This is a genomic window from Halorubrum rutilum, assembly GCF_042665015.1.
Taxonomy (GTDB): Archaea; Halobacteriota; Halobacteria; order Halobacteriales; family Haloferacaceae; genus Halorubrum; species Halorubrum rutilum.
The window spans coordinates 218,806-242,774 of the sequence record NZ_JBHTBL010000005.1; the positions used below are offsets into that span (position 1 = coordinate 218,806).

Here is a 23,969-nt window from a genome sequence, read left to right on the forward strand (position 1 = left end):
CGGTTAAGTGCTCGCCGGCCCGAGCGACGGCCATGGAACGCACGCGGCGGTCCCTGCTCGCGGGCGCGGCGTCGGTCGGCGTCGTCGGCGCGGCGGGGTGTCTCGGCGGCAGCGGCGGCACGACCCTCGACCTCGGCGGCGTCGAACTGGACACCGGGGAGTTCGACTGCGACCTAGCGGAGCCGTCGGACCCGAACCTCGACTACCGACCGACCCTCGGCGACCCCGAGTCGGACGTGGTCGTTCGGGCGTTCGAGGACTTCACCTGCGGTCACTGCGCGAGCTACAAACTCGATCACTTCCCGGCGATCCGCGAGGAGTACATCGAACCCGGCGAGGTGCGCTACGAGCACTGGGACTTCCCGATCCCCGTCAACGAGACGTGGGCGGTCCCCGTCGCCAGCGCGGCCCGCGGCGTCGGCGATCGAAACGGCTCAGAGGCGTTCTTCGAGTTCGCCACCGCGGCCTACGAGTCGCAGGGGAGCTACAGCGGCGAGGCGATCGGCGCCGCCGCGGAGGCCGCGGGCGCCGACTCCTGCGCGGCGATGTCGGACGCGCGGTTCGCGGCGTACGGAGAGGCGTCGGCGGAGGACCGGTCGGAGGGAACGTCGATGGGCGTCTCCGGGACGCCGACCATCTTCGTGGACGGCGAGGCGGTGGCCGACTACCGGGCGGAGACGATCGCGGCGGCGATCGACGAGGCGCTGTAGCCGCCCCTCGCCTCCTCGCTGGTCTCCCCGAGCGCCGACCTTTTGCCCGTCCGACCCGTTTTATAAGCCGATGAGCGACGACGACCGCGGGGAGCGGCGGCTGCTCGGCGCCGTCGTGCTCGCGGTGCTGATCTCGCAGGTCCTCCTCTACCCCGGCGTCCCGGACCTCGTGGTCGCGCTCGGCGCGCCGGCCGGCATCGACGCCGGCATGTGGTTCCTCGTCGCGGAGTTCGGCGCGTTCGTCTCCTTCGCGGTCGCCTGGGGCGCCGCCAGCGACGCGCTCGGTCGACGGGTCCCGCTCATCGTCGCCGGCGCGCTCGGCGGCGCCGCCTCCTACGTCGCGCTCGCGGCGGTGCCGGAGCTCGGCCTCGGCTTCCGGGCGGCGCTCGCCGTCCGGGCGGTCGGCGGCGCGCTCACGATCGGGGCGTTCTCGCTCGCGATCACGTCTCTGATGGACCTCGGCGGCGGGAACGGGCGCAACATGGGCGCCGCCGGCACGGCCATCGGGCTGGGCGCGGCGGTCGGCTCCGTGGTCGGCGGCGCGCTCGCCGACCTCGACCCGTTCTACCCGGTGTACGCCGGCGCCGCGGTGCTCGCGGGCGCGGGCCTGCTCGCGGCGACCGTCGACGACCGGGCCGCGGGGCGCGGGCTCCCGAACGGAGCCGGCCCTGCGGGGACGGGAGGCGACGCCGGCTTCCGGGACGTGCTCTCGCGGGCGCGGACGACGCGCGGACTCCTCGTCCCGCTGGCGTTCGGCTTCGTCGACCGGCTCACGGCCGGCTTCTTCGCCTTAGTCGGGGTGTACTACTTCCAGGACTCGGCGACGTTCGGGCTCTCGGCCGCCGGCGCGGGGGCGACGCTCGCGCTCTTCTTCGTCCCGTTCGCGCTGCTCCAGTCGCCGTTCGGGTCGCTGTCGGACCGGGTCGGGCGCTTCCTCCCCGTCGTGGTCGGCTCGGTCGCGTACGGGGTCGTCACGGTCGGCGTCGGCGTCGCGCCGATATACCCGCTCGCGGCCGGGCTGATGGTCCTCGTCGGAGTCTGCGGCGCGCTGATGGCGCCGGCGACGATGGCGCTCGTCACCGACCTCGTCGAGCCCGAGGCCCGCGGCGCGGCGATGGGACTGTTCAACGTGTTCGGCTCGCTCGGCTTCCTCGCCGGCTTCCTCGTCGGCGGGAGCGCCACCGAGGCGTTCGGCTACGCGCCGGCGTTCCTCGCGGTCGGCGGGTTAGAGCTCGCGATCGCGCTGGCGCTGTTCCCGGCCGTCCGGGCGATCGCGCCGGGCGACGGCCTCCTCGGGCTCCGCGGCGGCGCCGAGCGGTCGACGTCGGAGTAGCGGTCGCCGCCGATCGAGGTGGACGGCCGCCCGATTCGAGCCTTTTTAAGCCATGCGCCCCCTCCGTTCCGGCAACCGATGGACCTCCTCGTCGTGGGCGCGGGCGAGATCGGCCGGTGGGTCGCCGACACCGTGTCGGCCGACGAATCGCCGGTGGACGCCGCGGTCGCGTTCGCCGACCGCGACCCGGACGTGGCCGACGACGCCGCCGCGTCGCGCGGGGCGACGACGGTCCCGGCCGACGGCGACACGACCCACGACGCGGTGTGTCTCGCGGTGCCGATGTCGGCGGTCCCCGCGGCGGTCGAGGCGTACGCGTCCCGCGCGGAGCGGGCGATCCTCGACGTCTCCGGCGAGATGACCGACGCGGTCGCGGCGATGCGCGAGCACGCGCCGGGGCTCCAGCGCGCGAGCTACCACCCCCTGTTCGCGCCGCCGCGCGTCCCCGGCAACGTCGCCTGCGTCGTCGACGAGGGCGGACCGGTCGTCGCGGGCGTCACGGGGGCGATCGAGGCCGGCGGCAACGAGGTGTTCGAGACGACGCCGGCCGAGCACGACCGGGCCATGGAAACGGTCCAGGCCGGCGCGCACGCGGCCGTCCTCGCGTGGCGGCTCGCGGGCGACGACGTGCGCGAGGAGTTCCACACCCCGGTCTCGGCCGCGCTGGACGAGGTCGCGGACACGGTCACCGAGGGCGCGCCCGAGGTGTACGCCGAGATCCAGCGCGCCTTCGACGGCGCGGACGACGTCGCCGACGCGGCCCGCGCGATCGCCGACGCCGATCCGGACGAGTTCGCCGACCTGTACGAGGCGGCCCGCGGCGACCGCGAGGGCCGGGAGCGACACGAGTGAGCCCGACGACGACCACGAGCGACCGACCGACGCCCACAGTGATCCCATGATAGACAGAGAGGCGGTCCGGAACAACGCCAACTACCTGCGCAACGTCAGGCCGATCGACCCCGAAGAGATCGCGGAGTACGTCGAGGGGACGCCGCACCCGGCGGTCGTCCGCGAGACGCTCCGCGAGGAGGCGTTCGACCTCCGGCTGCGCGAGCGCGACGACGGGAGCTTCGAACCGGTCCCCGAGGGGCCGATCCCCGATCCCGGCTGGGCGCCGACGGCGTTCCCCGAGGAGTACGCGTTCGCGCTCGAAGACCTCCTCGTCGAGGAGTTCGGCGCGAACTGGCACCGCGGCGAGTCGGGCGCGGAGCTGCGCGAGGCGGTCCGGCGGCTGAAGAGCGACTACCTCCGCGGGAACGACGTCGAGTACGACCGAACCGCGGCGCTCGGCTACGGCGTCTACCACCTCCCCGCCTACTACGCGACGGTCGGGTACGTCCTCGACGACCTCGTCGAGAACGGGCTGCTCGACCGGACGCTCCGCGTCCTCGACGTGGGCGCCGGCGTCGGCGGCCCCGCGCTCGGCCTCCACGACTACCTCCCCGACGACGCGGTCGTCGACTACCACGCCGTCGAGCCGAGCGCCGCGGCCGACGTGCTCGACCGGCTGCTCGACGAGACCGGCCGCAACTTCCGGACGACGGTCCACGGGGCGACCGCGGAGTCGTTCCTCGGGACCGGCGGCAACGAAGCCGAGTCCGCGTCCGACGACCCCTTCGACCTCGTCGTCTTCGGGAACGTCCTCTCGGAGCTCGCGGACCCGGTCGCGGTCGTCGAGGCCGCGCTCGACCGCCTCGCCGACGACGGGAGCGTCGTCGCCTTCGCGCCCGCCGACCGCGACACCGCGATGGGGCTCCGCGAGGTCGAGCGCGCGGTCGTGACCCCGACGAGCGACGTCGAGACGTACGCGCCCACGCTCCGGCTCTGGCCGGACGCGACGCCCTGGGACGGCGGCTGGTCGTTCGACGTCGCAGACGACCTCGACGTCCCCCCCTTCCAGCGGCGCCTCGACGAGGCGGCCGAGCGCGGCGCGACCGACGAGCCGGGCGAGTTCGTCAACGTCGACGTGCAGTTCGCGTACGCGATCCTCCGCCCGGACGGGAAACGGCGCGTCGACGTCCGGGCGAGCGACGACCGCTGCGCGCGGATGGCGGACTCGGAGGCGCACGTCACCGACCGCGTGAACCTGCTCGCGGTGAAGCTCAGCCACGACCTCAGCGCGGGCGACAACGCCCTCTACCGCGTCGGCGACGGCTCGCAGACGGTCGACCACTACCTCGTCTGCACGCGAGAGACCGCGCTCAACGAGGACCTCCGGCGGGCCGACTACGGCGCGGTCGTCTTCGTCGAGAACGGCCTGGTGCTCTGGAACGACGACGAGGGCGCGTACAACGTCGTCGTCGACGACGAGACGGTCGTCGACCTCGTCGCGCCCTGAGTCGAGCCGGAGCCCCGCGGCGACCGCGCGCCCTCACTCCGCGCCGACCGGCTCGATCAGCTCCGGCGCGTCGACGCCGGGGGAGTTCACCCGCGTCGACACCGGATGCGCGGTCAGCTCGTCGGCCGGGTAGGGGTCCAGCAGCGCTGCGGCCTCGTCGGGGTCGCCGCGGAGCCACGTCCCCTCCTCGTCCGGGTCCAGGATCACCGCCATTCGGTGATGGAGGTCGGCGACGAGCTCGTTCGGCTCGGTCGTCAGTACCGCGAACGTCTCCACGGGCCCATCGGCCTCGTCCTCGCCCCCCTCGGCCGATCCCCCGCCGAACGCGCCGAGCCCCGTCTGCGTCGTCTCGGGCTCCGGCGGCTCCCACCGCTCGTAGAGCCCCGCCATCGCGAACGGGCGGTCGTCCTCGAAGGCGACGCGATAGGGGGTCTTCCCGGATCCCCCGCCATCGCCCCGTCCGCCGGCCCCGCTCCGCCCGTCGGCTCCGCTCGGCCCGCCGCCCTCGACCCACTCGTAGAAGCCGTCGGCGGGAACGAGACACCGCCGGCGCTCGAAGGCGTCGGCGAAGCTCCGCTTCTCGCGGACCGTCTCGGCGCGGGCGTTGATGAGGTCGAACGGTTCGTCCGCCCACGAGGGGGTGAGCCCCCACTCCATCCGGGTCGCGCGGTCGGGCGACTCGTCGGCGATCACCGGGAGCTCCTGTCCGGGCGCGCAGTTGTAGCTGGGCTCGAACTCGCCGAAGTCGGCGCCGAACCGGGTCTCGAGGTCGGCGGCGGGGGTGAAGAGGGTGTAGCGGCCGCACATGCGTGTCCCCGGGTTCGGTCCGCGGCGGCATAAATCGCGTCGCCGCCTCCCGTCGGGTTTTTGCCCGCGCGCCGCCGCGGTCGGGTATGCGCATCGAGAACAGCTTCATCCCGGTCGAGGGGGTCGGCGAGACGACCGAGCGCCGGCTGTGGCGCGAGGGCGTCACCACGTGGGAGGAGTTCGACCCCGCCGTCGACGTCGCCGGCGTCGGCTCGACCACCGCCGACCGGATCGAGTCGTTCATCGCCGAGGCGCTGACGCGCCTCGACGACGGCGACGCGGCCTACTTCGACCGCGCGTTCCCGAGCGGGGAGCGCTGGCGGCTCTACGAGAACTTCCGCGAGGAGACCTGCTTCTTCGACATCGAGACGACCGGCCTGGACGAGCACCGCAATCGGGTGACGACGGTGAGCTTCCACCGAGACGGCGAGACGACGACGCTCGTCGCCGGCGACGACCTCACCGCCGACCGCCTGCGCGAGCGGTTCGCGGACGCGAGCCTGCTCGCGACGTTCAACGGCGCGCGGTTCGACGTCCCCTTCCTGGAGACCTCCTTCGGGATCGACGTCGACACGCCCCACCTCGACCTGATGTACCCCTGCAAGCGGATCGGGCTCTCCGGGGGGCTGAAACCCATCGAGGAGGAGATCGGGATCGACCGCGACCGCCCGGACCTGTCGGGCCGCGACGCCGTCCGGCTCTGGCGCGAGTACGAGCGCGGCGACGACGACGCGCTCGACACCCTCGTCTCGTATAACCGCGAGGACACCGAGAACCTCCGGACGCTCGCCGACGCCGTCTGCGAGCGGCTCCACGAGGACGTGTTCGTCGGCCCGACCGCCGAGTCGGAGTAGGACCGCGACCGACGACACCGCGTCGGCTACGTCGCTCCCGGGTCGGGGTCGGCCGAGGTCTCGACCGCCTCGGACTCCGGAGCGCTCCCGTCGGAAGTCGACTCGTCGGTCGCCGAGTCGTCGTCGGTCGCCGATCCGTCGTCACCCTCCGGCTCGTCGTCGCTCTCGGTCTCCCCGCCGGCGACGGCTTCCGCGTCTGCGATCGGCTGGCCCTCTGACGGTACTTCGCCGGTCTCCGATTCGCCTTCCGTCGATTCTGCGTCGTCTTCGGCGCCCTCTTCGGCTTCGGCGCTCTCGCTGGCTTCAACGCTCTCGTCGTCGCCCTGGGCGCTTCCGGCCTCCTGGTCGTCCGTCTCGCCGTCGTCAGTTTCACCGTCATCGGCCGTCTCCTCGTCGGCCGCCTCGCCGCCCTCGTCCGGCTCGTCTCGCGCCTCCTGCACCAGCTTCATCTCGCCGCGAGCGCGGAGCGAGCCGTCGATCTCGGCGCCGTCGTGGACGACGAGGTCGCCGGCGGAGACGTCGCCGAGCACCCGCGCGCCCGCCTCGATCGTGACCGTCCCGCCGCGGGTGGTGACGTCGCCGTGGATGACCGTCTCCGCGCCGACCGCGATCTCCCCGCGGGCGCGGAGCGAGCCGAACACCTCGTTGCGCTCGCCGACGCGGACCGACTCGGCGCGGAGGTTCCCGTGGAGCCGGCAGTCGTCGCCGACCGTCGCGGGCGTCGAGACGCGCCACGCGTCGTCGGAGATCTCGGCGCCGCGCGGGACCAACAGGGGGTCGCGCACGTCGTCGCCGTCGGCGAGCGCCTCCGCGAGCTCGTCGGCCGCGTCGGTCTCGCCGACGCGCAGGAGCTGCGAGAGGACGATGAAGTAGAAGACGATGGTGGGGACGGGGTTCCGGATGACGATCCAGCCGTTCGCCTCGAACCCCTCCTCGATCGACACGTCGTCGCCGATGTCGAGGTCGCCGGAGACCATCAGCCGGCCGGTGACGGTCACGCGCTCGCCGAGGTAGGCGTCCTCGCCGACGAGCACGTTGCCGTCGACGGTACACCACGTGTCGAGCCGGCAGTCGCCCTCGGCCTCGATGTCGTTCCCGACGCGCACGCGTTCCCCGATGGCGACGTTGCGCCCGCGGAGCCCGAACTCCACCGTCGACTGGCCGCCGACGAGCACGTCGCCGTCGACGACGAGGTCGTGCTCCTCGACGGTCGTCCCGTCCGGGACCGCGAGCTCCTCTATCGGACCGTCTCCTCGCAGCGACACACCGGGAGCACTCCCTCCGCGATTATAAACCGTGTGGGGCGTCAGACGCCCGTCGGACGCCGACGCGGCCCGGGGTCGGGTCGCCGCGCTCCCGGGACCAGGTCACTACCCTTTTCAGTTCGGGGCCGGAGGCTCGGGTATGGGATTCGGATCGTACGACGAGAGCGAGCAGAAGGACCAGGACGTGGACACCGACGACGACGGCGCCGTGAACGTCCACGAGCACGACCACGACGGCGACGTCTCCATCGAGGGCGGCGCCTCGACCGACGACCTGGTCGGTCGGCTCTCGGAGATGAAAGGCGACGGCGACGACGACGAGTAGGCCGTTCCGCCCGGATCGCCGTCCCGACCGTGTCACGCCCCTTTTATCCGATCGCCGCCTACGAGGCTCCATGAGCACCGACCTGACGTTCACCGACGACGGCGTCGACGTCGTCTACGAGGGGACCGAGTTCGAGCTGGAGAAGGACCTGATCGAGGAGGCGACCGGAAAGGGGTTCCGCGACGTCACCGACCACGAGGTCCTCCGGATCGTCGCCGAGGAGCCCGAGCTGGACGGCGAGCCCGTGCGGATCGGCGACGTGCTATAGGCCGACTCCCCGAAGCGGTACGATTTTACGCGCCGACCGGATTCGCCGGGGTATGGACTCCGGAGACGCGCTCGCGGCGCTCACGGGCTCGAAGCGCAGAGCCGCGCTCGTCGCGCTCCTGATCGCGGGAGCCGCCGTCGGCGGCGCGTTCGCGCTCGGGATACTCGGTGTGCCGAGCGTCGCGGCCGTGGACAACAGCTTCGGCGACGTCACGAACGAGACGACCGAGGTCGAGACGGACCTGACCGTCGCGAACCCGAACCCGGTCGGCGTCGGCCTCGACGGCGTCATCGACGAGGGCTCCACGGACGATAACACCACAGACGGGACCGACGACGGCGACGACGGAGTGCTTCCGCTGTAACGGAGTTCCGAACGCGTCCGACCGGGCCGCACCCTCAGTCGGCGGCGTCTCGAACGCCCGACTCACCGTCCGCCAGCGTCTCCGGGAGCTCCCCCTCGTACCCCTCCGGCACGTACGGACAGAGGGGATCGCTTTCGAGGGGGTCTCCCGTCGCCGCGAACGCGCGCGAGCGACTGCCGCCGCAGACGTGCCGGAACTCGCAGGCGCCGCACTTCCCGGCGAACCCGTCCGGGTCCCGGAGCGACTCGAACAGCTCCGCGTTCCGGTAGATATCGACGACGGATCGGTCCCGAACGTTGCCCGCGGACTCCGGGAGGAACCCGGACGGGTACGTCTCGCCGGTGTGGCTGACGAAGGCGAAGCCCCGCCCGGCCGCGATGCCGCCCCGTCGGCGACTGCCGGTCTCGTCGCCGTCGCGCTGGAGCCCGACTCGCCGGTAGAACGGCGCTTCGGTGGTCTTGACGCCGAACTGCTCCGCCTCGGCGACGTCGTGGAGCCACTCCATTACGCTCTCAGCGCGTCGCGGCGAGACCGGGTCGAGGATCTGCCCACGACCGACGGGGACGAGGAAGAAGACGCTCCAGAGCACCGCCCCGAGCTCGCGCACCCGGTCGCGGATCGCCGGCAGCTCGTCGACGGTCTCCGCGCAGACGGTAGTGTTGACCTGTAGCGGGAGCCCCGCCTCGCGGGCCGCCCGCGCCGCGGTCAGCGTGTCCGCGAAGCTCTCCTCGCCGCGGAACCGGTCGTGGCTCTCGCGGGTCGCCCCGTCGAGGCTGAGCGCCATTCGCCGGATCCCCGCGTCGGCGAGGGCCTCGACGCGGTCCGGGGTCAGCGACCCCGTCCCGCTCGGCGTGATCGTCATCCGGTGTCCGAGCTCGTCCCCGTACACCACCAGCTCGACGAGGTCGTCCCGGGCGAGCGGGTCGCCGCCGGAGAGGACGACCAACTGGCCGTCGCCGAACGCCGCGGCGTCGTCGAGGAGCCGCTTCCCCTCCGCCGTCGTCAGCTCGTCGGGGTGGCGCTCCGGCCTCGCGTCGGCCCGACAGTGACGGCAGGCGAGGCCGCACGCCTGCGTCACCTCCCAGATCAGGACGAGCGGGCGCCGGTCCGTGTCGAGGTCGTCGAACATGGGCTCTCATCGGGGTACGACTCGTACCGCCTTGGCCGACACCCCGAACGTGTTCAGGGAAGGTCACTCCCGCCGGACGCGAATCGAACCCGCCGCCGGTCCGCCGTCTCGGGGGACGGTCGCCCGCCAGACGGCCTCGTTCGCCGGACTCCTATTCGACTGCGCTCCGAATCTCGCGGACGAGCCGCAGCACCGACCGCCACTGCTCGATCGATCCGGGGACCGCGTCGTCCGTCTCGCCGCCGCGCTCGGCGACGGCGGTCTGGACCTCTCGGGGGTCGCTGACCCGCCGGAACGCCAGGTCGGGACCGCCGGCGACCTCGATCGCGACCGTCCCGTACCCGAACGCCGACCCGGTGATCGACTGGGTGTACGCGGTGTTCTGCACCTTTTCGAGGCCGACCCGCCTGACGGTCAGCCCGAGCACGCCGCGTCTGGCCCACAGGGCCCGGTCCGTGAGCAGATATCGGGTCCGTCGCACTCTGAGCGCCGCCCACGCGGCGATCCCGACCCCGAGAACGGCCCCCGCGACGAGCCGCGGATCGACGGTCGCCGCGCCCGCGACCGCGAGCGCGACCACCGCGCCCCCGACGACGGTCTCGGGGAGCGCCGCCGAGAGCCGCGGTCGGCCTCGCCAGACGACGCGTTCGTCGTCGCGTCGGTACCACCAGTCGTCGCTCATGGCTCGTCCGTCGACGGTCGCGTGTCCGTCGACGGTCGCTCGACCGACGCGCCGTCGCCGGTCGGCGGGGCGCGTTCGGCCCCTCCGTCTCCGTCCCGCGCGCTCTCGCCTCTCGACCTCTCGGAGCCGTCGGTCACCGCTCGTCGAATCGCGGTGAGCTCCCGGAGGATCTCGTTCAGCACGTCGTCCTCGGCGGTCGAGTCCCGCTCGCTTCCCTGTCGGCGGTCGACCTCCCTCGCGATCAGTTCCTGGACGGACGCCGGGTCCGGGATGCTCCTGAACTGCAGTTCGACGCCCGAGCCGCCGGCCGTGCTGACGTCGACCGAGCCGTACCCGAACGACGACCCGAGCGCGGACTGGGAGTAGGAGGTGTTCTGCACCTTGTCGAACCCGATCTGTTGGACGTCACGAGAGAGGATGCCCCGCTTGCTGTAGAGGCCCCGGTTCGTCACGACGTAGTTCGTGTTCCGGTACTGGAGGTACGCCGCCGCGAGGACCGGGAGACCGATGAGCACGAGCGAGAGCGGAATCCCGACGATGAACGCGGGGACGACGCTGTACCTGTGCGGCGTGCTCGCCCACAGGATCGATTCGCCGTCTTCGAGCGTGAGCCAGTCTAAGTCGATATCCACGGTGTCGGACGAACCGCCGTTCGGCTCGTCCCGGAGGGCCGTATCGGACATGCGAGGCCCGGTACGCGGGCGAGTCAAAAAACCGTACCGACGGCCGGAAGGCGTCCCGTCGAATCGAGTACCGGCGTTCGGCTCGAATCCGGCCGAGACGGGCTTCCAGTCGTTTCCCGTTCTTCCGGCCGATCTCGGCCGTTGCGCGGCGCGATTTCGCCGATATCCTTCGGCGGGTCTCGACCTCAAATTCGATATAACATAATATGGTTTATCTATGAAAATCACGACGGAAATCTGTCGATGATAGACCGACGGAATACCACTGCGGCCCGCAACTCACTCCAACAGTCGGTAGACGTTCGCCTCGTACGTCTCCCGGACCTGGTCGCCCCAGTTGTGCGTGTAGGTGTCGATCACGTCATCGGCGACGTCGCCGCGAAGGTACTTGACCACGCCGCGGTCGCCGGTCCGGTCGCGCAGGTGCGTCGTGAAGAAGTGCCGGAAGTAGTGGGGCGTGACGTTCTCCGCGGCGCCGCCGCCGGTCCGATACCAGCCCGCCTCGCGGGCGTACCGCTCGACGACGTGTCGTACCGCCTGCGGGTCGAGTCGCTCCCCCCACCCCTCGGCCGTACCGGCGAACAGCGGATCCGCCGACGAGGGGCTGTCCGGCCGGATCGCCAGCCACCGCTTCAGCGTCCGGGCGAGCTCGTCGTCGACGGGGATCACTGTCCCGCGCTTGCGCTTGTTCGACGCCGTCCGCACCTCGCCGTTCAGCTCCTCGCCGACGGACGCGTCGGGGGTCACGTACAGCGAGTTCGGGCGATCCGAGAGCACCGCTCGCGTCCCGAGATCGTACGCGTCCCGGAGCTCGGGGTCGTCGACGGCGAGGTCACGGAGGTCGAGGTTGCAACACTCGCCGACCCGCATCCCGGTCTTGAGCAGCGTCACCACGAGGGCCCGATGGAGCGGGTGGCGGACACCGGCGACGAACTCGCGCATCGCCGGCACGGAGATGTCGCGCCGAGCGGGGTCCTTGTCGACCGTCTCGTCCATCTCCTCCATCACGAGCGTCATGGGGTTCCCCTCGAAGACGCCGACCTCCGTCATGTAGCCGTAGAACCGGTGGAGGTAGGCGGCGTACGTCGCCACCGTGCTGTCCGCCACGTCGCCGCGCAGCGAGTGGACGAACGACATGCAGTCGCGGTGCGTCGCCGACGCGGGCGTCGTCTCCGGGCCGAGGAACGCCTCGAACCGGCGGAGGACGCGCTCGTAGGACTCTCGGGTGCGCTCCGTCTTGCCGTGGTACGTGAGGTCGTCGACGAAGTATCCCACCGGGTCCGAGACCTCCTCCGGCGCGCGGGCGCTACTCATCGCTGAGGGTGTACCCGCCCTTTCGCCCGTTGTACTTGACGCGGTTCCGGTCCTGCAGCGCGTCGAGCGCCTCCTCCAACTGATCCTCGAAGTCCCCGACCACTCGCTCGACGAGCTCGTCCCACGAGAGCGGCCCGTCGGCGAGCGCGGCTTCCACCCTGGTTTCGAGGCTCTCACCCTGGGGGTTAGACCCGGACGGACCGGGTTCGGCGGCCGTCTTCGAGTCGACCGTCGAGAATCCCCGACGACCGGCCTGTACCATCGTCCTGACGAACTCGCTCTGTGACATGTCGAGCTCGTCCGCGTGCTCTCGCCACCGATCCTTCTGCTCGGCGGGAACGTACGTCTTCACCGAGCGGCGGTCGTCGCTCATCGTTCGCGTTCCGCTTCTCGGGCCGCCGACTTCAATCTATCCCAGATATCCGGATAAGGTCATTTATACTGGGTTCTAGTCCCCCAAATTCGCCGTTCTAGACCATGTATATGAAATTCTGGTTCCAAGAATTTGGCTTGTAGTATTAGATATAGGGATATTAATTTTCGAAATCGGTCGTATTTCGGCGGTCAGAAAAACCCCGTGCGATCCCACTCGGGTTCTCCGATCAGTCGAGTCGTCATCTTTCTCCCTCGTTATCCATCTCGCCTCATCATCCGTCTCGCCTCGTTATCCGTCTCCCAGCCTCGATCCAACGCGACGTCGCGAGGTGGGGCAGGGCATCGCCAGCCCGGTATGCTGGTCGTTCGTCGCTCCCGACTTCCTCGGCGCCTCACTCGGAACGGATGGTTTCCCACGACGGAACCGACCGCTCGCGGTGTCGTGGATCGCCCGCAACAGATGTATCGAATACCGCTATAGAAACTGCCGGGATCAGATCCGGATCTCGGAGGTCGCGTCTTCGGCGTCGAGGGCGGCTATCGCGCGCTCGACCCGCGGGTCGCCCTCGGCCGCGTTCCGCATCAGGACGGTCTCGCTCGGGAAGAGGTGCTCCCCGACGACGAGCCCGTGGTCGCGGGCCGTCGACCCGGTGACGGTGAGGTAGACGCCGACGCCGGTTCGCGCGATGCCCGCCTCCTCCTCCTCGTCCGGCTTCGGATAGACGAAGTCGATCCCGTCGAGCGCGTCCGTGCCCAGCACCGCCGTGACCAGCCGCTCGTACCGAGGCGAGATACACAACGACCCCTCGTAGTCGGCGAGGAACGCGCGGTCGAGGTCGGTTCCGGGTCGGAGCCGATCGGGGCGAGCCATCAGCGTGTGATAGACGGTGTCTCCGAGCCCGTTGACGACCCGAACGTCGGTGTCGACGGGGTCGATCCGGTCGTTGACGTCGGCGATCTCGCCGAGTCCCTCCGGTCTGATCCCGACGACCTCCTCCAAGACGAGGTCCGCCGAGTCGAAGCCGAGCGCGAACTCGTGGGTGCGGAGGGCGCGGAACGGCTCCTCGCGGCCGACGAGCTTCAGGCTGACGTCGCCGAGGTCGACCGTGGCGGCGTCGAAGACGATCCGGCGCGGCTTCCCGTCCCGGTCGTCGCGCAGCAGCGTGAACTCCGGCTCCGTCGGCGCGTTCGGGTCGGAGTACTCGGCGAGCCGCTCGTAGGGGCCCGCCTCGGCCTCGACGCGGTCCTTCGTGATCGCCTTCTCGTAGCGGAGCGTGTTGCTCACGCCGTCCGCGAGCCGCTCCAGCCGGTCGTCGCGGCCGACGGTCGCGATCCGTTCGAGGACCGCTTCGAGGGGCCGGCCCTTCCGCGGGACGGCGACCGGTACCGGTTCGCTCATTGTCCGAGGTGGGTCGCCGCGGGTGAAACGGGTTGCGCTTTCCGTCGGGAGACCGAGGCTCCCGTCCGACGCGCTCGCAACGAAGAGAGGTCCCGTCGAGACGCCTTCTACGGCCCGAACGCCTCGTTGAGCCGCTCCCGGAACGCCTCCAGCTCCTCCAGGTGGTCGTTGATCTCGTCGAGCTCGGCCTCCACGTCGTCGAGGTCCTCCCCGAGCCGGTCCTCGACCTCCGTCAACCGGGTGTCGACCTCCGCGAGGTCGTCCCAGAGGTCGTCGAACTCCTCGTCGAACCGGCCCAGTCGCGACTCCACGTCCTCGACGCGGTCCGCCGTCGCCTCGGCCGCGGCGGCGGCGTCGTCGACCTCCTCGTACAGCGTCTCGACGTCGTCGTCGACGTCGTCGAGCGCCTCGTCGAGCGCGGCGGTCCGCTCGTCTATCCGCGAGACGTCGTCGGTCACGTCCCCGACCGTCGCCTCCACGTCGTCGACGGCGTCCTCGACGCTCGAAACGGTCGTTTCGACCCCGTCAACCCGGTCGCTGACGCCGTCGACGCGCTCCGTGACGGCGTCGACCTCCGTCGAGACCGCGTCGACGGAGTCGTCGACCTCCGAGACCGCCTCGCGCAGGTCCTCGCGGTCGGCGTCGGCCGCGTCGACCCGCTCGTCGAGGGCGTCCATCTCGGACTCGACGCGCTCCACCTTCCGGTCGAGCTCGTCGAGGATCTCGCGCGCCGTCCCCTCTCCGTCGATGAACTCCGCGAGCGCGTCGGCGTACGCCTCGATGTCGGCGACGCTCGACTGGAGGCGAGCGATCCGGACGTCGACGCTCCGCGGGACCCCGACGTCGAGCTCCTCGCTCAGGGTGTCGAGGTCCTCCTCCGCGACCTCGCCGGCGCGGATCTCGGCGGCCAGCGCGGCCGCGACGCCGTCCTCGGGGGCCGCTCCCGGCCCGGAGCCGGCCGCGGGCGCGTCGCTCCGGCTGTCTCCGGGCTCGTCGGCCGCGGTTCCCTCGTCGACCCCGAACTCCTCGTCGCCTTCGGTCTCCCCGTCGGCCTCGTCCTCGACGTCGGCGTCGACACCCTCGTCGGGTTCGGACGCCGGTTCCGAATCGCCCGTCACCGCCGGGTCGTCGGCGTCGTCCGGGGCCTCGGTCGACGCCGACGACTCGCTATCGCGGACCGTGACCGCCGGGGTGCCGACCGCGGAGACGGTGCGCGGCTCGGGGGCGTCGGTCTCGTCGCCTCCGACGGCCACGTCGTCGCCCTCGGCGGTCGGCGTATCTCCGGCGTCCGCTTCCGCCGTCTCTGCGGGCGGCGCCTCGTCGGTTCCCGCGTCGGCGACCTGGTCTTCCATCCCCGGAAGGGTAGCGCGATCGCCGGAGAGCACCTCCCTGACGGCGTCCGTGTCGCCGGCGCCGAGGACGTCTTCGATCTCCTCGCCGACCGGGACGTGCTCGATGACGGGCGTGCCGAGGAACCCGTCGAGGTCCGGGTCGTCGTCGCGGATCCCGAACACCGTCTCGACGGCGTCGCCCGGGTCGAGCACGCGCTCGAACTCGACGCGGTGGTCCTTGTACGCCGTCCAGTTCTCGCTCTCGTACTCCGGGTGGAACCCGATGCGGTCCATCGGGAACGACTCCGGGATGCGGTCGACGATCCGCACCCGCACCGGGTCGTCGCGGGTCGAGGAGAGCTCGTAGGTGACCGCGGGCACGGGGAACGCGTCGTCGGTGAAGGATTTCTCGACGCGAATACCGTCCTCGTCGACGGTCGTCGTCGCTTCTGCCGTCCGTTCGCTCATACGGAGACCCTCCCGGAGCAGGGGCTTAAATTCCACGGGCCGCGTTTCGGCGCTGATAACCGCCGCGGCCCGGGACTCGCGGCCTCACCCGGCGAGACTGGACCGCCTACAGGTCGATCCGGTCGCCGATCTCGACGATCTCCAGCCGGTTCGGGTGCTCGAAGCTCCGCACGTGCTCGTGGAGCGCGGTCGGGTCCGCCGTCAGCCCCTTCCACATGTCCCAGTGCGTCGGGACGAGCCGGTCCAGTTCGAGGTCGTTCGCGGCCTCCGCGGCCTCGTTCTCGTCGCTGTACCACTTCGTGCGGACCGGCTCGCCCGTCTCCTTGTCGGGGACATTGCCGACGGAGCCGAACGCGAGGATTCCGAGGTCGACGTCGAACTCGTCTGCGAGCCCCGGGAACGACGCCGCGGGCTTGCTGTCGCCGGCGTGGAACACGGTGCCGGCGTCGTGTTCGATCACGTACCCGACCGGGTGCGTGGCGTCCGGGTCATGCGTTTCGACGACGTGGACCGTGAACTCGCCGATCCGCAGCTCGTCGCCCTCGGTCACCTCCAGGAAGGCCGCCTCGTCGACGTCCCACTCGTCGGTCCAGCGCTCCTCCTCGCGCGCGACCGCGAGCGAGTCGTCGGGCGCGACGAAGTCGGCGTCGGTGTTCGCGAGGATCGGCGCCTGCGAGGGCCCGTGGACGTGGTCCGTGTGTTCGTGGGTCGCGAGCACCGCGTCCGCCTCGTCGACGTCGGCGGGATCGAACGGGACGGGGATCATCCGGACCGTGCGGGGCGGGTCGCCCGTCCCCACGTACGGGTCGATCCAGAGGACGGTGCCCTCGCTCCCCTTGATCGCGAAGCCGTTACAGCCCAGGTACCACAGCGCCACCGTGTCGGGGTCGGCGTCGGCCACCGCGCGCGGCAGCCAGTCGCCCCAGTCGGAGTCGGCCATGGCAGTCGCTGCGGGGGCGTCCGGGGTAACGATTCCGGAGTGCGCTCGGATTTCGGGGGGATACTGACACCGTCGCCGAATCGCGTGGGTCTGCAAACGACGGAAGTCCGTCCGACGTCGAACGCGTAAATCACATATCGCTATATGAATTCGACGGCGCGCGGACGGACGGTCGCGAGGGCGCGATCCCGGGTCCTCGCCGCGGGCGCGTAGGCGTCCGCCGGCCCCGCTCACCCGCGGAAGAGCTTCACGACCTCGTCGACGACGTCCGACTCGACGGCGAGGATGTACCGCTCCGAGGGCTCTAACATCGTCCCCGGACCGGCGAGCGCCTCGCGGTCGGCGGTCGAAATGAGGAGGCTCCCGGTCGGCAGGGCGACCTCTTCGAGCCGGCGCCCCGCCACCGGGGCCGACTCGGTGACGGTGACCTCGATGATGTCGAGCTCCGCGGTGGGGAACACGAGCGTCCGGATCCCCTCGCCGGTGAGCATGTCGGCCGCGTGGTCGCCGCCGAGCGATGTCGGGATGAGCGTGGCGTCGACGACCTCGTCGCGCCCCTCCTCGCTCCGGGCCTCCGACCGGGCGAGCGTCCGGATCGACGGCGAGAGGTGATGCGCCGTCATGCAGATCTCCATGTTCGTCTCCGTCTCGTCGGTGAGCGCGGCGATCGCGTCGGCGCCGGCGAGGTCCGCCTGCCTCAGGATCGACGCGCGCGTGGCGTCGCCGTGGATGACCGGCCCCAGGTACGCGTCCGACAGCGCCTCGACGCGCTCCCCGTCGACCTCGATCAACACCACGTCGTGGCCCCGGTCCGTGAGGTTCTCGGCCGCCTGCAGCCCGACGCGCCCGCCGCCCGCGATGACGAACCGCTTCGGCCGGGTCATCGCGGCGACTCGCGGTCGGCGTCGGTATCGATCGGTCTCGGGCTCCGATGCGTCCGCACCATCGGTTTCGGGCCTCGTCCGCCATCCGGATAAAACGTTATGAGAGTGGATCACATTTACTGACACAGCAGAATCCACCCGACAAATGAAGTGTTTGCATAATCGCCGCTTCAACTGCACGATGGACGACACAGGAAACGATCGGTCCGACCGATGAGCGGGAGTCAGACTCGGTCCCCCGAGGCCGAGCTCGGGCTGCTCGACGCGACGATGATCGGCATGGGGGCGATGATCGGCGCCGGCATCTTCGTGCTGACCGGGCTGGCGGCCGAGATCGCCGGCCCGGCCGCCATCGTCGTCTTCGCGCTGAACGGGGTCGTCACCGCGTTCACGGGGCTGTCGTACGCCGAGCTCGCGAGCTCGATCCCCAAGAGCGGCGGCGGGTACGCCTTCGTCCGGGAGATCTTCGACGACCTCTCGTCGTTCATCATGGGCTGGATGCTCTGGTTCGCGTACATGATCGCGGGGGCACTGTACGCGCTCGGGTTCGCCCCGAACTTCCTCGAACTCCTCCACGTCTACGAGATCGTCCCGCCGCCGGGGGAGGTCGGCGCGGTCGCCCTGCCCGTCGTCGACGCGGCGCTCCCGGTCGGCTTCCTGCTCGCGTTCGTCGCGGTGCTCGGGCTGGTGGCGCTCAACGCGGTCTCGACCGCCGCCAGCGGGAGCGCCGAGACGGTGTTCACGATCATCAAGGTGTCCATCCTGCTGGTGTTCGTCGCCTTCGGGCTGGCGTCGCCCATGTTCTCGGGCGCGGAGTTCCAGCCCCTGTTCCCGGAGGGGAGCGGCGCGGGCGCGGTCCTGCCGGCGATGGGCCTCACGTTCATCGCCTTCGAGGGGTACGACCTCATCACGACCGTCACGGAGGAGGTGGAGAACCCCCGCGAGAACATCCCGAAGGCGATCTTCGTGAGCCTCGCGGTGACCGTCGTGGTCTACCTGGCCGTCGTCGCCGTCGCGATCGGGACGCTCGGCGCGAGCGGGCTGGCCGAGGCGGGAGAGGCGGGAATCGCCGCGGCCGCGACCTCCTTTATGCCCACGGGACTGCCGATCATCCGGAACGGGGGCGCGCTCGTCGTCTTCGGCGCGGTGTTCTCGACGCTGACCGCGCTGAACGCGGTCGTGATCGCCTCCTCGCGCGTCGCCTTCTCGATGGGCCGCGAGGGCCAGCTGCTCCCCTCGTTCGGGCAGATCCACCACCGCTACGGGACGCCGTTCGTGGCGATCCTCGCCAGCGCGGTGGTCATGCTCGGCTCGGTCGCGCTGCCGACCCAGAGCGCCGGCAACATGTCGAGCCTCTTCTTCCTGCTGTCGTTCGTCATCGTCAACGTCGCGGCGATCAGGCTCCGCCGCGAGCGCCCGAACATGCACCGCCCCTACGAGATGCCGTTTTACCCGGCGCCGCCGCTGATCGGGATCGCGCTCAACCTGGTCCTGACCGGGGTGCTCGTCGAGTACCTGCTCCGGACGGACCCGCTTGCGCTCGCGCTCAGCGCGGCGTGGATCCTGCTCGGCGGCGCCGCGTACCTCGCGCTCAACCGGTTCCGCGCGGAGCCGGACGCCGGCTCCGCGGCGGCCGACACCGAAATCACCCCGGAGGCCGAAGACTGACCCATGACGAGCTCACTCGACGTCGTGATCGCGGGCGGCGGACGCGTCGGCTTTCAGACGGCTGAGATCCTCGCGGACCGCGGCCACGAGGTGACGATAATCGAGCGGGACGAGCGGATCGTCTCCGAGATCGCCGACGAGTGGGTCGCGACCGTCGTCCGCGGCGACGCGACGAACCCGGACATCGTCGAGCAGGCCGGCGTCGAGCGCGCCGACGTGATCGCGGCGCTCACCGGCGAGACGGGACTGAACCTCGCCGTCTGTCTGGCCGCCAAGGAGCTGTCCTCGTCGATCCGAACGGTGGCCCGGATCGACCGCGCCGCCGGGGAGTCGTACACGCGGTTCGTCGACGCGGTGCTGTTCCCCGAGCGCGCCGGCGCCCGCGTGGCGGCGAACGAGGTGGTGGGCGACGACGTCCAGACGCTCGCGGACGTGACGGGCGACCTCGACATCATGCAGATACGCGTCGCCGAGGGGGCGCCGGCGGCGGGGAAGTCGCTCACCGAGGTCCGCTTTCCAGAGGGGACACTCGTCGTCTCCGACGCCGACGGTCACCGGGTCGCCCGTCCGGACACGACGCTGACGCCGGGGAAGCGCTACGTCGTCGCCGTCGAGTCCGAGGTCGCCGACGAGGTCATGAACCTGATGCAGGGGTAGCGTCTCGGGGGCGGAACCGGCCCGGCGGGTCGGGTCGCGTACCGAAAGAGACGGACTGCGACGCCCTCACTCCCCGCCGAGCTCCCACTCCGCGTCGAGCTCGCGGTGGGCGAACGGGAGCGCGTCCTCGCCGCTGTAGCTCGCGACGAGGTGGCCGTCGCCCTCCAGGTAGTACTTGTACGTGGTGAGCCCCTCCAGGCCGACCGGGCCGCGCGCGTGGACCTTCCCGGTCGAGATGCCGACCTCGGCGCCGAGCCCGTAGCGGTAGCCGTCGGCGAAGCGGGTCGAGGCGTTGTGGAAGACGCTCGCGGCGTCGATCCCGGTCATGAACGCGTCGGCGGTCGACCGGTCCTCCGTGACGATCGACTCGGTGTGTTTCGAGCCGTGCGCGTTGACGTGGTCGACCGCCTCGTAGGCGTCGCCGACGAGCTTGATGGACAGTTCGAGGTCGCCGTACTCCGCGTCCCAGTCGTCGTCGGTCGCGGCGCCGACGTCGACGATCTCGCGGGTCGCGGCGTCGCCGCGGAGCTCGACGCCCGCCTCCTCGTAGCGCTCGACGAGGTCGGGGAGGAGGTCGGCCGCGACGGACTCGTGCACGAGCAGCGTCTCGACCGCGTTGCAGACGGCCGGGTATTGGACCTTCGCGTCGAAGGCGACGTCGGCGGCCATCTCCAGGTCGGCGTCGTCGTCGACGTAGACGTGACAGACGCCCTCCGTGTGGCCGAGCACGGGGATCTGCGTGTTCTCCTGGATGTACGAGACGAACTCCGAGGAGCCCCGCGGCATCACCAGGTCGACCGCGTCGTCGCGTTCGAGGAGGCGGTCGACCTCCTCGTGGGCCTCGACGAGTCCCGCCCAGCCGTCCGGCAGGTCCGCGGTCGCCTCGCGGATCACGCGGTGGAGGACGCGGTTCGACTCGCTCGCCTCGCTGCCGCCCTTGAGGATGACGGCGTTGCCCGACTTCAGCGCGAGCGCCGCGATCTGGACGAGCGCGTCCGGCCGCGACTCGAAGACGGTCGCGACCACGCCGATGGGCACCGACACGCGGTACAGCTCCAGGTCCTCGTCGAGCTCGCGGGCCGCGAGCGTCCGGCCGAGGGGGTCCGCCTGCTCGGCGACGGACTCGACCATCTCGGCGATGTCCTCGAGCTTCGCGGCGTCGAGCTTCAGGCGGTCGACGAGCGCCTGCGTGTACTCGCCGCGCGCCAGCATCTCTTCGGCCGCCTCGACGTCCCGCGCGTTCGCGTCGAGGATCGCCGACTCGTTCGCGCGGAGCGCGTCGGCGATCGACCGGAGCGCGTCGTTCCGGGTCGCCTCGTCGGCGTTGGCGAGCCGCAGGGCGGCCCGCCCCGACGCCTCGATCAGTTCGTCCGTGTCCCGCTCGACCTCGGTCGTCTCACTCATTGGTCTCACCCGCTGTCGGCACGAATAGCGTGCCCGTCGGTTTACCGGCTGCGATCCGCTCCAGCACGTCCCGCGTCGCCGACCCGGCGATGACCGCCGGCGCGCCGTGCTCCGCCACGTCGCGGGCGCCCTCCACCTTCGTCTGGATCCCGCCGAACTCGGAGGTCGTGCTCTCGCCGATGAGCTCCCGGACGGCGTCGTAGTTCGCGCCGACGGCCTCGATGAGCGCCGCGTCCGCGTCGCGCTTCGGATTCCCGGTGTAGACCCCGTCGACGTCGGTGAGCGTGACGAGCAGGTCGACGCCGAGCGCGATGGCGACCGAGGCCGACAGCATGTCGTTGTCGCCGATCCGCAGCTCGTCGGTCGCGACCGCGTCGTTCTCGTTGATCACGGGGACGACGCCCCACTCTAAGAGGGTCTCGACGGTGTTCGTGAAGTTGTCGAACCGCTCGGGCGTGTCGAGGTCGGCGCCGGTCACGAGGATCTGCGCGACCGGCTGGTCGTACCGGTCGAAGCTCTGCGTGTAGTGGCGCATCAGGAGGCTCTGCCCGACCGTCGACAACGCCTGGCTCTCCTCGATCTCGTCGCGCCCCTCGTCGACGTCGACCGCGGCGCTCCCGCCGCCGTTGCCGAGCCGGCCGATCCCGGCGCCGACGGCCCCCGAGGAGACGAGGACGACCTCCTTGCCGCGCCGCCGGAGGTCCATCACGTCGGCGACGAGCTTGTCGAGCTTCACGCGGTCGAGCCGGGACTCCTCGTCGGTCAGGGAGTTGGTGCCGGCCTTCACCACCACGCGGTCGGCCTCGGCGGCCGCGGTCCGCGTGCGCTCGACGGCCTCGGCGTCAACCGCCCCGACCGCGACGCCCTCACTCGTCATCGAACGCCTCGGCGAGCTCCCGCGAGCGCTCCTCGGCCGCCGCGACGGCGTCGATCACCGCCTCGTCGGCGTCGCTGTCCCACAGGACCTCCATCCCCTCGATCGTCGTCCCGTTGGGCGAGCAGACCGCGTCGATGAGCTCGTCGACGCTCCGGTCGTCGCGGAGCACCGTCTCGGCCGCGCCCTTGAACGTCTGCGCGGCGAGCGTCTCGGCCTGCTCGGGGTCGAGCCCGCCGTCGATCCCGGCCCGCTTCACCGCGTCGATGAGGTAGAACGCGAAGGCGGGGCCGCTGCCGTTGACCGCGGTCGAGACGTCCATCAGCGACTCGTCGACCTCGACGAACTCGCCGGCGTCGTCGAGCATCGCGCGGACCTCGTCGGTGAGGCCCTCTTCCGTCGCCGCCGCGGCCATGTCGCCCGTCTCGGCCGCGAGGTTCGGCATGATCCGGACCACGCCCGCCGCGGTCCGCTCCGCGACGAACTCCCGGGGGAGCCCCGCGGCCAGCGTCACGAGCCGCTGGTCGGCGCCGAGGTCGAGGTCGTCGAGGACGTGCTCGGCCACGTCCGGCTTCACCGCGAGCACGACGACGTCGGCCGACTTCGCCGCGTCGACGTCGTCGGTCGTCTCGTCGACGACGTCCTCCACGGCGGCGAGCGCGTCGGGATCGAGGTCGATCGCCGTCAGGTGATACGAGCCGGTTCTCGCGAGGCCGCGCAGCAGGGCACCCCCCATGTTTCCGCAGCCGATGACGCTCACGCGTGTCATGTTACCTGCAGGGAGTACGCTCAGGGTCATACCAACTGCGGTTTCGGCGAGACCCCGACCGGTGGCGTCGAGAGGGGCTCGGCCCCCCGAACGGGGGTCAGATCAGCCGCTCGTACAGCGACCGGTACTCCGCCGCGATCGCGTCGAGCGAGAACGCCTCGCTGCGCGCGGCCGCGTTCGACCCGAGCCGCTCGCGGAGCGCGGGGTCCTCCAGCCGCCGGACCGCGTCGGCGAAGGCCGCGACCTCCGACCCGGCGTCGCCCCCCGAGTCGCCGTCGGCGGGGTCGACCTTGAGGCAGTCCTCGCCGTCGTCGAGCCACGAGAACGTCTCGATGTCGCGGACGACGACCGCCTTCCCGGCCGTCATCGCCTCCAGCAGCGCGATCCCCTCGTTCTCCTCGTGGGTCGGGAACAGGAACACGTCGCCGGCGGCGAACGCCCCTCGAACGTCGTCGACGAACCCGGTGAACGTGCAGTTGTCGGGCGACCCCTCGATGAGCCGGGTCGTCTCGCGGCCCTTCAGGGAGAGGTCGAGCGGGCCGAACCACGCGAAGTCGACGTCGGGGAGCGCGCGAGCGACCTCGACGAACGTCTCTAACCCCTTCCGCTTGATCACGTGGCCGACGAGGAAGACGGTGGGCGGGTCGAGGTCGTAGCGCTCGCGGTACTCGTCCTCCAGCGACTCGAAGCCCGCCAGCTTCTCGCGGTCGACGCCGTTCGAGATGACGGTCGTCGGCCGGTCGGTGTACCCCTCGATCACGCCGCGGTTGTACTCGGAGGGGCAGACCAGGGCGTCGGCGAGCCCGTACGCGCGGCTGAGGTAGGGCCTGAGCGGCCTCGCGAGCGCGTTCGTGAACCGGAAGCTGTCGCCGAAGTCCTCGGCCGTGACGTGGGTGTGCGCGACGACCGGCACGCCGCGGTCGCGGGCGCGCTTCGCGTACCACACCGAGCGCGGTCCCATCAGGTTGCAGTGGAACGCGTCAGCGTCGAGGGTCGGCTCGGTCGTGTACGCGATCCCCTCGCGGTCGAGCATCTTGCGCTGGTGGACGACCGACTCCTTGATGCCGCCCGTGACGCGGTCCTCGAACTCGAAGTAGTGGCTGACCTTCATCGCGTCGCGGCGTC

General features: G+C 71.1%; 24 protein-coding genes and 1 pseudogene. 10 read left to right on the forward strand and 15 right to left on the reverse strand.

Annotation, left to right across the window (positions count from 1 at the left end):
• Positions 1-32: 32 nt before the first annotated feature.
• The 4 genes from ACFQMF_RS07400 to ACFQMF_RS07415 all read left to right on the forward strand — a co-directional run bounded on the left by ACFQMF_RS07400 (position 33) and on the right by ACFQMF_RS07415 (position 4,384).
• Positions 33-710, forward strand: coding sequence for a thioredoxin domain-containing protein (locus ACFQMF_RS07400; RefSeq protein WP_256409493.1), 678 nt, complete (start codon positions 33-35; stop codon positions 708-710).
• Between the two features lie 70 nt (positions 711-780).
• Complete coding sequence (locus tag ACFQMF_RS07405) at positions 781-2,043, forward strand: MFS transporter (protein WP_256409494.1); 1,263 nt, start codon at positions 781-783, stop codon at positions 2,041-2,043.
• A gap of 78 nt (positions 2,044-2,121) precedes the next feature.
• Entirely contained in the window at positions 2,122-2,895 is a 774-nt protein-coding gene (locus ACFQMF_RS07410) for a prephenate dehydrogenase (protein ID WP_256409495.1), read from the forward strand.
• A gap of 46 nt (positions 2,896-2,941) precedes the next feature.
• Positions 2,942-4,384, forward strand: coding sequence for a small ribosomal subunit Rsm22 family protein (locus ACFQMF_RS07415; RefSeq protein WP_256409496.1), 1,443 nt, complete (start codon positions 2,942-2,944; stop codon positions 4,382-4,384).
• Positions 4,385-4,417: 33 nt separating this feature from the next.
• Here ACFQMF_RS07415 and ACFQMF_RS07420 read toward each other — a convergent pair whose 3' ends face one another.
• Positions 4,418-5,191, reverse strand: a complete 774-nt coding sequence (locus ACFQMF_RS07420) for an SOS response-associated peptidase (protein WP_256409497.1) — start codon at positions 5,189-5,191, stop codon at positions 4,418-4,420.
• An 86-nt stretch (positions 5,192-5,277) separates the two neighbouring features.
• Between ACFQMF_RS07420 and ACFQMF_RS07425 the strand changes: the two genes are divergently transcribed.
• Entirely contained in the window at positions 5,278-6,045 is a 768-nt protein-coding gene (locus ACFQMF_RS07425; RefSeq protein ID WP_256409498.1) for a ribonuclease H-like domain-containing protein, read from the forward strand.
• Positions 6,046-6,071: 26 nt separating this feature from the next.
• Here ACFQMF_RS07425 and ACFQMF_RS07430 read toward each other — a convergent pair whose 3' ends face one another.
• On the reverse strand, positions 6,072-7,310 hold the full coding sequence (locus ACFQMF_RS07430; protein ID WP_256409499.1) for a polymer-forming cytoskeletal protein: 1,239 nt from the start codon (positions 7,308-7,310) through the stop codon (positions 6,072-6,074).
• Positions 7,311-7,449: 139 nt separating this feature from the next.
• On the opposite strand from ACFQMF_RS07430, the gene ACFQMF_RS07435 reads away from it, so the two are divergent.
• From ACFQMF_RS07435 to ACFQMF_RS07445, 3 genes and pseudogenes are all read left to right on the forward strand, one after another.
• Positions 7,450-7,635 carry a DUF5786 family protein gene (locus ACFQMF_RS07435; protein WP_256409500.1) on the forward strand — a complete coding sequence of 62 codons (186 nt, stop codon included), beginning with the start codon at positions 7,450-7,452 and terminating at the stop codon, positions 7,633-7,635.
• A 70-nt stretch (positions 7,636-7,705) separates the two neighbouring features.
• On the forward strand, positions 7,706-7,903 hold the full coding sequence (locus ACFQMF_RS07440) for a DUF5800 family protein (protein WP_256409501.1): 198 nt from the start codon (positions 7,706-7,708) through the stop codon (positions 7,901-7,903).
• Positions 7,904-7,955: 52 nt separating this feature from the next.
• Positions 7,956-8,255: pseudogene (locus ACFQMF_RS07445) on the forward strand (LEA/WHy family protein); the annotation flags it as partial.
• Between the two features lie 46 nt (positions 8,256-8,301).
• Here ACFQMF_RS07445 and ACFQMF_RS07450 read toward each other — a convergent pair.
• From ACFQMF_RS07450 to ACFQMF_RS07490, 9 genes are all read right to left on the reverse strand, one after another.
• Positions 8,302-9,396 carry a radical SAM protein gene (locus ACFQMF_RS07450; RefSeq protein WP_256409502.1) on the reverse strand — a complete coding sequence of 365 codons (1,095 nt, stop codon included), beginning with the start codon at positions 9,394-9,396 and terminating at the stop codon, positions 8,302-8,304.
• A 151-nt stretch (positions 9,397-9,547) separates the two neighbouring features.
• Positions 9,548-10,078: a PH domain-containing protein gene (locus ACFQMF_RS07455; RefSeq protein ID WP_256409503.1), complete on the reverse strand. Its 531-nt coding sequence runs from the start codon at positions 10,076-10,078 to the stop codon at positions 9,548-9,550.
• Entirely contained in the window at positions 10,075-10,761 is a 687-nt protein-coding gene (locus tag ACFQMF_RS07460) for a PH domain-containing protein (protein WP_256409504.1), read from the reverse strand. The genes ACFQMF_RS07455 and ACFQMF_RS07460 overlap by 4 nt, the downstream gene beginning before the upstream one ends.
• Positions 10,762-11,040: 279 nt before the next feature.
• On the reverse strand, positions 11,041-12,075 hold the full coding sequence (locus tag ACFQMF_RS07465) for a tyrosine-type recombinase/integrase (RefSeq protein WP_256409505.1): 1,035 nt from the start codon (positions 12,073-12,075) through the stop codon (positions 11,041-11,043).
• Positions 12,068-12,448 carry a DUF5805 domain-containing protein gene (locus tag ACFQMF_RS07470; RefSeq protein WP_256409506.1) on the reverse strand — a complete coding sequence of 127 codons (381 nt, stop codon included), beginning with the start codon at positions 12,446-12,448 and terminating at the stop codon, positions 12,068-12,070. The genes ACFQMF_RS07465 and ACFQMF_RS07470 overlap by 8 nt, the downstream gene beginning before the upstream one ends.
• A 495-nt stretch (positions 12,449-12,943) precedes the next feature.
• Entirely contained in the window at positions 12,944-13,849 is a 906-nt protein-coding gene (locus tag ACFQMF_RS07475) for a hypothetical protein (RefSeq protein ID WP_256409507.1), read from the reverse strand.
• A 107-nt stretch (positions 13,850-13,956) separates the two neighbouring features.
• Entirely contained in the window at positions 13,957-15,648 is a 1,692-nt protein-coding gene (locus ACFQMF_RS07480) for a hypothetical protein (RefSeq protein WP_256409508.1), read from the reverse strand.
• A 106-nt stretch (positions 15,649-15,754) separates the two neighbouring features.
• Complete coding sequence (locus ACFQMF_RS07485) at positions 15,755-16,588, reverse strand: MBL fold metallo-hydrolase (RefSeq protein ID WP_256409509.1); 834 nt, start codon at positions 16,586-16,588, stop codon at positions 15,755-15,757.
• 230 nt (positions 16,589-16,818) lie between these two features.
• Positions 16,819-17,472: a potassium channel family protein gene (locus ACFQMF_RS07490; protein ID WP_256409510.1), complete on the reverse strand. Its 654-nt coding sequence runs from the start codon at positions 17,470-17,472 to the stop codon at positions 16,819-16,821.
• A gap of 213 nt (positions 17,473-17,685) precedes the next feature.
• Between ACFQMF_RS07490 and ACFQMF_RS07495 the strand changes: the two genes are divergently transcribed.
• A complete protein-coding gene (locus ACFQMF_RS07495) occupies positions 17,686-19,140 on the forward strand; it encodes an APC family permease (protein ID WP_256409511.1) in 1,455 nt (484 codons plus the stop codon).
• A 3-nt stretch (positions 19,141-19,143) separates the two neighbouring features.
• Positions 19,144-19,797 carry a potassium channel family protein gene (locus tag ACFQMF_RS07500; protein WP_256409512.1) on the forward strand — a complete coding sequence of 218 codons (654 nt, stop codon included), beginning with the start codon at positions 19,144-19,146 and terminating at the stop codon, positions 19,795-19,797.
• Positions 19,798-19,863: 66 nt separating this feature from the next.
• Here ACFQMF_RS07500 and ACFQMF_RS07505 read toward each other — a convergent pair whose 3' ends face one another.
• From ACFQMF_RS07505 to ACFQMF_RS07520, 4 genes are all read right to left on the reverse strand, one after another.
• A complete protein-coding gene (locus tag ACFQMF_RS07505; RefSeq protein WP_256409513.1) occupies positions 19,864-21,201 on the reverse strand; it encodes a glutamate-5-semialdehyde dehydrogenase in 1,338 nt (445 codons plus the stop codon).
• On the reverse strand, positions 21,194-22,078 hold the full coding sequence (proB, locus tag ACFQMF_RS07510) for a glutamate 5-kinase (protein WP_256409514.1): 885 nt from the start codon (positions 22,076-22,078) through the stop codon (positions 21,194-21,196). Before proB ends, ACFQMF_RS07505 begins: the two co-directional genes overlap by 8 nt.
• The gene (gene proC, locus ACFQMF_RS07515) at positions 22,068-22,844 is read right to left on the reverse strand and encodes a pyrroline-5-carboxylate reductase (RefSeq protein ID WP_303654777.1); all 777 of its coding nucleotides are present in this window, start codon (positions 22,842-22,844) and stop codon (positions 22,068-22,070) included. The genes proB and proC overlap by 11 nt, the downstream gene beginning before the upstream one ends.
• A 97-nt stretch (positions 22,845-22,941) precedes the next feature.
• Positions 22,942-23,955, reverse strand: coding sequence for a glycosyltransferase family 4 protein (locus ACFQMF_RS07520; protein WP_256409515.1), 1,014 nt, complete (start codon positions 23,953-23,955; stop codon positions 22,942-22,944).
• Positions 23,956-23,969 lie beyond the last annotated feature (14 nt).

What these genes read in the sequence shown, in the direction of transcription:
- ACFQMF_RS07400 (WP_256409493.1), top strand. Translation starts at nt 33, where the DNA reads ATGGAACGCACGCGGCGGTCCCTGCTCGCGGGCGCGGCGTCGGTCGGC.
- ACFQMF_RS07405 (WP_256409494.1), top strand. Translation starts at nt 781, where the DNA reads ATGAGCGACGACGACCGCGGGGAGCGGCGGCTGCTCGGCGCCGTCGTG.
- ACFQMF_RS07410 (WP_256409495.1), top strand. Translation starts at nt 2,122, where the DNA reads ATGGACCTCCTCGTCGTGGGCGCGGGCGAGATCGGCCGGTGGGTCGCC.
- ACFQMF_RS07415 (WP_256409496.1), top strand. Translation starts at nt 2,942, where the DNA reads ATGATAGACAGAGAGGCGGTCCGGAACAACGCCAACTACCTGCGCAAC.
- ACFQMF_RS07420 (WP_256409497.1), bottom strand. Translation starts at nt 5,191, where the DNA reads ATGTGCGGCCGCTACACCCTCTTCACCCCCGCCGCCGACCTCGAGACC.
- ACFQMF_RS07425 (WP_256409498.1), top strand. Translation starts at nt 5,278, where the DNA reads ATGCGCATCGAGAACAGCTTCATCCCGGTCGAGGGGGTCGGCGAGACG.
- ACFQMF_RS07435 (WP_256409500.1), top strand. Translation starts at nt 7,450, where the DNA reads ATGGGATTCGGATCGTACGACGAGAGCGAGCAGAAGGACCAGGACGTG.
- ACFQMF_RS07440 (WP_256409501.1), top strand. Translation starts at nt 7,706, where the DNA reads ATGAGCACCGACCTGACGTTCACCGACGACGGCGTCGACGTCGTCTAC.
- ACFQMF_RS07450 (WP_256409502.1), bottom strand. Translation starts at nt 9,396, where the DNA reads ATGTTCGACGACCTCGACACGGACCGGCGCCCGCTCGTCCTGATCTGG.
- ACFQMF_RS07455 (WP_256409503.1), bottom strand. Translation starts at nt 10,078, where the DNA reads ATGAGCGACGACTGGTGGTACCGACGCGACGACGAACGCGTCGTCTGG.
- ACFQMF_RS07460 (WP_256409504.1), bottom strand. Translation starts at nt 10,761, where the DNA reads ATGTCCGATACGGCCCTCCGGGACGAGCCGAACGGCGGTTCGTCCGAC.
- ACFQMF_RS07465 (WP_256409505.1), bottom strand. Translation starts at nt 12,075, where the DNA reads ATGAGTAGCGCCCGCGCGCCGGAGGAGGTCTCGGACCCGGTGGGATAC.
- ACFQMF_RS07470 (WP_256409506.1), bottom strand. Translation starts at nt 12,448, where the DNA reads ATGAGCGACGACCGCCGCTCGGTGAAGACGTACGTTCCCGCCGAGCAG.
- ACFQMF_RS07475 (WP_256409507.1), bottom strand. Translation starts at nt 13,849, where the DNA reads ATGAGCGAACCGGTACCGGTCGCCGTCCCGCGGAAGGGCCGGCCCCTC.
- ACFQMF_RS07480 (WP_256409508.1), bottom strand. Translation starts at nt 15,648, where the DNA reads ATGAGCGAACGGACGGCAGAAGCGACGACGACCGTCGACGAGGACGGT.
- ACFQMF_RS07485 (WP_256409509.1), bottom strand. Translation starts at nt 16,588, where the DNA reads ATGGCCGACTCCGACTGGGGCGACTGGCTGCCGCGCGCGGTGGCCGAC.
- ACFQMF_RS07490 (WP_256409510.1), bottom strand. Translation starts at nt 17,472, where the DNA reads ATGACCCGGCCGAAGCGGTTCGTCATCGCGGGCGGCGGGCGCGTCGGG.
- ACFQMF_RS07495 (WP_256409511.1), top strand. Translation starts at nt 17,686, where the DNA reads ATGAGCGGGAGTCAGACTCGGTCCCCCGAGGCCGAGCTCGGGCTGCTC.
- ACFQMF_RS07500 (WP_256409512.1), top strand. Translation starts at nt 19,144, where the DNA reads ATGACGAGCTCACTCGACGTCGTGATCGCGGGCGGCGGACGCGTCGGC.
- ACFQMF_RS07505 (WP_256409513.1), bottom strand. Translation starts at nt 21,201, where the DNA reads ATGAGTGAGACGACCGAGGTCGAGCGGGACACGGACGAACTGATCGAG.
- proB (WP_256409514.1), bottom strand. Translation starts at nt 22,078, where the DNA reads ATGACGAGTGAGGGCGTCGCGGTCGGGGCGGTTGACGCCGAGGCCGTC.
- proC (WP_303654777.1), bottom strand. Translation starts at nt 22,844, where the DNA reads ATGACACGCGTGAGCGTCATCGGCTGCGGAAACATGGGGGGTGCCCTG.
- ACFQMF_RS07520 (WP_256409515.1), bottom strand. Translation starts at nt 23,955, where the DNA reads ATGAAGGTCAGCCACTACTTCGAGTTCGAGGACCGCGTCACGGGCGGC.